We start from the raw sequence: 8,248 nt of genomic DNA on the forward strand, positions 1-8,248 counted from the left end.
CCGCCCCCTCCTGGCGGGGGGTGGGCCGCGGGGGGGCCCGGGGGGGGGAGGGCCGGCGGGGCACCTCTGCGACGCCGCCCCACCCCCTCGCGGGGCCCCGGACGCCGTGACTGCCTCGAACGGACGGGACGCCCACCTGCTCTACAATTGCAAGTGACATGGAGAGGGGAATCACGGTGAAGCGTCGGGAACTGGGCCGGTCCGCCTGCCCCATCGACCGGTCTCTGCACGAGGTCGGCGACACCTGGACCCTGCAGATCCTGCGTGACGCGATGCACGGTGTCACGCGCTTCACGGACTTCAGCAACCACATCGGCCTCGCGACCAACGTCCTGAGCGCGCGCCTGCAGAAGCTCGTGGCCGTCGGGATCCTCGAGATCCACGAGTCGGCGCTCGGCAACTCGCACGAGTACGTGCTGACCGAGAAGGGCCGCGACTTCCATACCGTCCTGGCAGCGCTGCGGCAGTGGGGCCAGAAGCACCTCTTCGACGACGACGAGCTGGTCAACCGTGTCGTCGACGCCAGGACCGGCCGGCAACCCCTGCCGGTCACCCTCACCGCGGACGACGGCCGGGAGCTGTCTCCCGACGACATCCTCATAGTCCAGTCACGGGCGTCGGATCCCGTCGAGTCCGCCACGCCGGTCGACACACCCCGCCGACGTCAGTCAGGGGTGTAGGGCCCGCTCGACTCCGTACTGTCACGGCAGGCCGCCGGACCGTTCGGCGCGGGCGTTCGGCGCGGGCGGTCGACCAGGTGTGACGCGCTGGTGATCCAAGCGCGCCGAGTGCCTGCCGACGGCCCCGCTGTCGCCGGTTTCCCGCCCGCGGTCGCCGAGCGGACGGCGGTCTTCTCTCCGTCCGCCGTCACGGCTAGTGTCGTCCCCTGATCGATCCGCTCTTCGACCGGATTCCTCGGTCTCCGTACTCAACGTTTCTGCCGGCGCTGGAGCCGACGCGGACTTCGAGTCCGCCCGTCCGCGTCACCATGGACGACTCCTGGCGGCGGGGGCAGTGCCCGTAACGGCATGACGGCACTGTTCTCCCGGTCCGTCCCACCGCGCAGCGGAAGGCTCGCCGTGACACCGCGGCACCGGCTTCGTCGTTCCCGACCGCATGTCCGCCGCTCCGCAGGGGGAGTTCGCCCTCCCGTGCCGGCTCGGACGGGAACCGCCTCCTATCGTTCAGCCCTGCGGACGCCCGGTGCGGCCGCCTTCTTCCTGGCCTCGGTTCCCGCTCGAATCGGGGTGGCCATGGCCGGTCTCGGCATGGTCTGGCTGGTCCGTGCCGAGACCGGGTCCTTCGCGGTGGCCGGCCTGGTCACCGGCACGTTCGCCGTGGCGGAGACTCTGGCGGGGCCACAGACGGCCCGTCTCATGGACCGTTTCGGACAGCCGCGCGTCCTCGTGCCCCTCCTGTGTGCCCACGCCGTCGCGATCGCCGCCCTCGTCTCGACGGCCCTGGCCGGGGCGTCCACGGTGCCACTGATGGCGGCCGGCCTCGCCGCCGGGGCGAGCGTCCCGCAGATCGGCGCGCTCTCCGTGGCCCGCTGGTCGGCCCTGTTGCGCGGCCGGGCCGAACTCACCCCGGCCTTCGCACTCGAAACGCTCAGCAACGACGTCGCCTTCCTCCTCGGTCCCGGGCTCGCGGTGCTGGCGGCGACCCGGTTGCACCCGGCCGCGGGGACGGTACTGGCGGGAGCACTCGTCGTCGGTGCGGGACTGGTCTTCGCGGCGTTGCGTCGTACGGCCCCGGCCCCGGCGCGCGTCGCGACGGCCGCTACGGACCGTACGGCCGCCCGGGGCCCGGGGACGCTGCTGACCCGGAACTTCGCCACCCTGCTGACGGTCAGTCTCGCCCTGGGCGTCTTCTTCGGCTCGACGCAGGTCTCGGTGAGCGCCTTCGCCGCCGTTCACCACGCCGCCGCGGCAGCAGGATTCCTGTACGGACTGATGAGCGCGGCGAGCGTGCCGGCCGGCCTGGCCTACGGTCGACACCGCCCGCGCACCCCGGTCGCGGCCCAACTGCCCCTGATCATGGCCTTCCTGGCCTGTGCGTCGCTGCTGCCGATCCTGGCCGGCGCCCCCTGGCAGCTCGGCCTCGCCCTTCTGCTCCCCGGCGCGGGCGTCGCTCCCTGCGTCGTCGTCTCCTCGACACTCGTCGAGGCGGTCATGGACCGGTCCGTCCTGACCCAGGCCCTCACCTGGACCAACTCCGCGAGTGCGGCGGGCATCGCCGTCTCCGCCGCCGCGGTCGGCCGACTCGTCGACGGTCCGGGCGGCCCGCGAGCCGGTTTCGCCGTCCCCTTCCTGGTCCTGGCCTCAGCGGCGGCCATCGCCTGGTCCAGCCGCAACACCCTCACGGCAGGCAGCTCGGCGTCCAGGCAGCCGGCTGCGGACGCCGATTCGCCGAGTGCCGCACCCTGACCGGCTGTCACTTGGTGTCCGGGACAGGGGTACTGGACGGCGGGGGCGCCAGGGATGCCCGTGGCTCGGGAGCACGTGAGAGACCAGGATCGTGGGAGGGGTGGACTGCCGTCGCCGGGACGCCAGTTGGTGCGAGCGGCCCAAGAGGGATGACGGATGCCAGAGACCGTCGACCACGGGAATCGCCCGATCGAATAGTGGTCAAGGTCGATCGTTTCTGGCCGCTTCTTGTAAGAGGGTTTAGGGCCGTCCGGAAGCCGTGCAAGATGGGGCCGTGGTAGGCAACCTTCCGGTCATGACGACCAGCTTCGTCGGCCGCGAGAGCGAACTCGACGCGGTCGAAGCGGCGTTGGCCCGGCACCGGGCGGTCACCCTGACAGGTGGCGGCGGTGTCGGCAAGAGCCGCCTGGCGCTGCGCGTCGCGGAGCGGACGCGAGATCGGTACCCCGACGGGGTCTGGTGGATCGACCTGTCCAACCTGTACGACGACCGGTTGTTCACCGCCACGGTCTGCGACGCGGTCGATCTCCTGGACCACAATCCGCGCGCCCCGCTCGAGGCGCTGCGCGAGTGGCTGACCGGCCGACAGGTCCTTCTCGTCTTCGACTGCTGCGAACGAGTGCTGGCCTCCTGCCGGTCCTTGGTCGACGAACTTCTGCTCGCCGCAGCGGGGTTGACCGTCGTCGCCACGAGCAGGAAGCCGCTCGGCGTCCAGGGCGAGCACCGGGTCGAGGTGGCTCCGCTCTCCATGGACGACGGCGGCAGCGGAGACGCGGTGCGCCTGTTCCGCGAGCGCTGCGCCACCGCCGCCCCCGCGGTGTCCCTCGATTCCCCCGGCTCCGCCGAAGCCGTCTCCGCCATCTGCCGCCGTCTGGAGGGAATCCCCCTCGCCGTCGAACTCGCCTGCGCGCGCCTGCGGGAGAGCAGCCTCACGGAGATCGCCGAGCGCCTCGCGTCACGGCTCGACACGCTCGTGGACGACACGGCATGGCCCAAGCGCCACCGAGCCCTTCGCACGGCGATCGGCTGGAGCCACGAACTGTGTTCCCCGCTCGAGCGTCTGCTGTGGGCCAGGCTCTCCGTCTTCCGGGGGCCCGTCGAAGTCGCGGACGCCCAGTCCGTCTGCGCGGGCGGCCCGCTCGGTGCCCACGACATCCCACGGCTCCTCGAACGCCTGGTCGACCAGTCCGTCCTCCAGCAGGCGGGCACCCGCTACCGCATGCTCGACACCCTGTGCGAGTACGGAGCCATGTGGCTAGGGGAACTCGGTGAGGAGGACACCCTCGCCCGCCTCCACGCCACGCACTTCGCCACCATGCTGGCCGAGGCCGAAGCGGGCTGGCTCAGCGGCCAGCAGGTCGCCTGGTACGCGCGGATCTCCGCGAGTCACGCCGACGTACGCGCCGCGCTCGACCACCTCATCGACGCGGACCCCGGTGCCGCCCTGGAGATGGCCGGCCGGACGGGCCTGTTCTGGCCCTGCTGCGGACACCTCCACGAATCCCGCGACTATCTCGAACGCGCCCTGGCCCTCGACACACCCAAGGGCCCGTCCCGGACCCGCGCACTCTGGGCCCTGGGTATCACCCTCACCCTCCAGGGCGACCACCGGACCGCCCTGCGTATCGGTGAGGAATGCGCCGAAGCGGCGCGAGAGGACGGCACCCCGCAGTCCGCGCTCTTCGCCGCCCACACCCTCGGCCTGACCCACCTCATGGCCGGGCGCCCCCAGGCCGCGTACGACGTGAGCGACCACGCCTTGATCACCCGCGGCACGTCGCCCCCCTCAGGGGCGCCGCAGCTCTGCTGCATGGTGATCCGGACCTTCGCCCACTCCGCGCTGGGCCGCCTGGCCGAGGCCTACGAGGCGGCCGTCGGCCTGCGCCGTCTCAGCCTCCGGTACGGCGAGCACTGGGCGCGGTCGTACGCGTTCCACCAACTCGCCTTCATAGACCTCCTGGAGGGGCGCGCGCACGACGCCGAACGGCACGCCCGCGCCATGCTCGCCAGTAAGCACAACCTCAACGACAACCTCGGGATCGCCCTCGCCCTCGACCTCCTCACCGGAGCGAACGCGGTTCAGGGCAACGGCATCGGCGCCGCCCGTACCTCCGGAACCGGGAACTCCTACTGGCGCATGCTCGGCCACCCGAACCACGGCACACCCGAGCTCTCCGAGGTCCGTGACCGATGGGAGCTGCAAGCACGCGAAGCGGCCGGGGACGCCGCCTACGACAAGGCCTTCCGCGACGCGCTGAACAGCGACGCCGAACGAGGCCTCGCCCTCGTGATGCAGGGCCCTCCGCCCCCCTGAGAGTCGCGTTCGAGGGCGGAGTGGACACGCCGTGCGCCGGTGGATCCAGTCCGACCGGTCCGGAGAGTCCGGCGTGTGGTGTGGCGCGCGGGGGCGCGAGGGCCTCTTGACCTTGGCGTGGGCATGCCCGAGTGTGTGGTGGCCGGGACGCCAGCGCACAGGAGTCGCACGTGAGACGCTTCAGCACGCAAGTCGCAGTCGTAGCAGCTGTCATGGCCGCACTGGTCGGGGGATCGGGAGGAACGGCTTCCGCCGCTCGGACAACGTTGTCCAAGGCTGGAAGTGCCGAACTCGTCGAAGATCCGACCGAGTTCGTCGACCCGCTCATCGGCACCGGGAACGGCGGCGCGTCCGTCGGGGAGATCAACAACTTTCCCGGCCCGTCGACCCCGTTCGGGATGATGCAGTTCTCGCCCGACACCGAGGGCTCGTACGCCGGTTACCAGTACCACAGCAGCCGGATCAAGGGCTTCAGCCTCAACCACGCGTCGGTCGGCTGCACCGCCTTCGGCGACGTGCCGCTGCTGCCGGTCGCGGGCGACGTCGGCGGCGCACCGTGGGACCGTACCGAGACGTTCACGCACACGGACGAAAAGGCCGAGGCCGGCTACTACGCCGTGACCACCGGCAACGACGCGAAGGTACGCACCGAACTCACCGCCACCACCCGCACCGGACTTGCCTCCTTCACGTTTCCCGCCGGCGCCGGTGACAAGGCGCAGGTTCTCGTCAAGGGCGGTGGCAGCCTCTCCGGCGACAAGAAGGCCGATCTGACGATCTCCGGCGACCGCTCGCTCACCGGATCGGCGACCACGGGCAACTTCTGCGGCAAGGGCAACGAGTACACCGTGCACTACGCGATCACCTTCGATCGCCCCTTCGTCGCGCACGGCACCTGGGACGGCAAGGCGGTGACCGAAGGCGGCGACGCGGTGGACGCGCCCAGAGCGGGCGCCTACCTGACCTTCGACACGGCCGAGGCGCGCACGGTGCGCGCGAAGGTCTCCATGTCGTACGTGTCGGTCGACGGAGCCCGGGCCAACATGGCGGCGGAGATGCCCGGTTGGAACCTGGACGACGTACGCAGGCAGACCCGTGACCAGTGGAAGCAGGCACTGCGGAAGATCCGGATCGGGGGCGGCGAGACAGGTGAGCGGAAGATGTTCTACACCTTCCTCTACCACTCGCTGATGCACCCGAACACCTTCAACGACGCCGACGGCCGCTACATCGGCTTCGACGACAAGGTCCGCACGCTGCCCCGGGGCCGTGCCCAGTACGCCAACTTCTCGGACTGGGACACCTACCGCTCACTCGCCCCGCTTCAGGCGATGCTGTTCCCGAAGCAGGCGAGCGACATGGCGCAGTCGCTCGTCCACGACGCGGAGCAGGGCGGCTGGTGGCCGCGCTGGCCGCTCGCGAACGACTACACGGGCCAGATGACCGGCGACAACTCCGTGCCGTTGATCGCGAACCTGTACGCCTACGGCGCACGCGACTTCGACCTCAAGACCGCACTGAAGTACCTCGTCAAGGGCGCGACCTCGGTCGACCACACGCCAGGCGCGTACCAGGAGCGGCCGGGCGTCGAGGACTACGTGGAGCGCGGCTACGCGAACAACAGCGCCGTCCGTGGGGACCACGCCCGCGTCGGTGCCTCGGTCACCCTCGAGTGGGCCATCGACGACTTCGCCATCGCCCAGCTCGCGCGGGCGGCCGGCGAGCGGGACACGGAGCGCACCTTCACCCGCCGCGGCCAGAACTGGCAGAACATCCTCAACCCGGCGACGGGCTACCTCTCTCCGCGTGGCGAGGACGGTCTTTTCCCGGACGGGCCCGGCTACCAGCCGCCGCCGGCGGGCAGGTTCGGCCAGGACGGCTTCGACGAGGGCAACGCGGCGCAGTACAACTGGCTCGTACCGCAGAACACCGACGGCCTGATCCAGGCGATGGGCGGCCGCGAGGCCACGGCGAAGCGGCTCGACACCTTCTTCGGCAAGCTGAACGCCGGACCCAACGAGCCCTACATGTGGGCCGGCAACGAGGTCGACTTCGGCGTTCCCTGGGTCTACAACCACCTCGGCCGGCCGTGGGAGACGCAGGAGAAGGTCCGCGCGATCGCGACCGGCCTCTTCAGCCCGACCCCCGACGGTGAGCCGGGCAACGACGACCTGGGCGCCCAGTCCTCCTGGTACGTCTGGGCCGCGGTCGGGCTCTACCCCGCCACACCGGGCACCGCGGACCTGTCGGTGCACAGCCCGCTCTTCCCGCGCGTGGTCGTGGATCTGCCGGGCCACGGCCGGGACTTGGACCTCCGCGCCCCACGGGCGACGGCGGGCACACCCTACGTGCACGGGCTGCGGCTGGACGGCCGTGACCACGAGCGCACGTACCTGCCGAAGTCGGCGGTGACGCGGGGCGGACGACTGGACTTCGACCTGTCCGGTACGCCGGACAAGACCTGGGCCACCTCCGCGAAGGCGGCACCGCCGTCGTACCGCGCCGGCGAGCAGGACTTCCTGGCCTACCCGGCCCGCAACCAGGTGAGCGCGTCCCCGGGCGGTGTCGGCACGAAGCTCACGGTGCACGGGCAGCGGCTGGCCGGACACGACCGCACGCTGACCGTCACCGCGGACGCGCCGCCCGGACTGTCCGTGTCGGGGGGCAGGATGAACCTCGCGCCGGCCACGGGTGCCGGCACCGCCCAGTTGACGGTGAAGGCGTCGGCCGGGACGGAACCGGGCTACTACGAGGTGCCGTTCACCGTTCGCGGCCGCGGGAGCGAGGCCGTGCACCGCACCGTGATCGTCCTGGTGGCCCCGGAGGGCGGTGTGACCGCGGCCCTCGGTGACGCGTACGCGGCTGTGGCCGTGTCGAGCGACGGCACACCGGCCGAGGCCGACTTCGACGGCGCGGGCAACAGCTACTCGCGGCAGGCGCTGGCCGCGGCCGGGATCAAGGGCGGTGCGACGACGGAGATCTCGGGGACGAGCTTCTTCTGGCCCGGCACACCCGCGGGCCGCCCCGACAGCGTCACGGCCGACGGTCAGCGGCTCGAGATCGCCGCCGACACCAAGGACGCCGGACGGCTGGTCTTCGTCGGCTCGGCCACGAACGGCGACCACAGGGGAAGCGCGACGGTCACCTTCACCGACGGCACCACCGCGCAGACGGATCTGGCCTTCGGCGACTGGACCCGGCCGGGAGGCGGCACCGATCCGGTCTACGGCAACTCGGTGGTGGCGAGGACGGAGTACCGCAACACCCCGAACGGTAAGGGCGAAGCGGTGTTCGTCTTCGCCACCCAGCCCTACGAGGTGCCGGCGGGCAAGCGGATCGAGTCCGTCACCCTGCCCAAGGACGGAGACCTGCACATCTTCTCGCTGGGTCTCGGCTGAGGTCCCGCCCCGCGGGGGGCGGGGGCGCCCCCCCCCCGCCCCCCCCCCCCCGGCGGGGGGGCGCGGCCCCGCCCCCCCCCCCCCCGGCGGGCAGACAACGCCACAGGTCA

The 8,248-nt window shown here is 71.6% G+C and carries 4 protein-coding genes; all 4 read left to right on the top strand.

The window, feature by feature from the left end:
* Nucleotides 1-158: 158 nt before the first annotated feature.
* Nucleotides 159-680 (top strand): winged helix-turn-helix transcriptional regulator, encoded by a 522-nt coding sequence (locus ACFV2J_RS05605; protein WP_385097675.1) that lies wholly within the window; start codon nucleotides 159-161, stop codon nucleotides 678-680.
* A 471-nt stretch (nucleotides 681-1,151) separates the two neighbouring features.
* Complete coding sequence (locus ACFV2J_RS05610) at nucleotides 1,152-2,426, top strand: MFS transporter (RefSeq protein ID WP_385097678.1); 1,275 nt, start codon at nucleotides 1,152-1,154, stop codon at nucleotides 2,424-2,426.
* A 295-nt stretch (nucleotides 2,427-2,721) separates the two neighbouring features.
* Nucleotides 2,722-4,740 carry an ATP-binding protein gene (locus ACFV2J_RS05615; RefSeq protein WP_385437438.1) on the top strand — a complete coding sequence of 673 codons (2,019 nt, stop codon included), beginning with the start codon at nucleotides 2,722-2,724 and terminating at the stop codon, nucleotides 4,738-4,740.
* Nucleotides 4,741-5,006: 266 nt separating this feature from the next.
* Entirely contained in the window at nucleotides 5,007-8,138 is a 3,132-nt protein-coding gene (locus ACFV2J_RS05620; RefSeq protein ID WP_385437440.1) for a GH92 family glycosyl hydrolase, read from the top strand.
* Nucleotides 8,139-8,248: the final 110 nt, after the last annotated feature.

This window comes from Streptomyces sp. NPDC059668, from assembly GCF_042734135.1.
GTDB lineage: Bacteria > Actinomycetota > Actinomycetes > Streptomycetales > Streptomycetaceae > Streptomyces.

Bases quoted from the DNA above. Each gene is read 5' to 3' on its own strand.
- ACFV2J_RS05605 (WP_385097675.1), top strand. From the start codon at position 159: ATGGAGAGGGGAATCACGGTGAAGCGTCGGGAACTGGGCCGGTCCGCC.
- ACFV2J_RS05615 (WP_385437438.1), top strand. From the start codon at position 2,722: ATGACGACCAGCTTCGTCGGCCGCGAGAGCGAACTCGACGCGGTCGAA.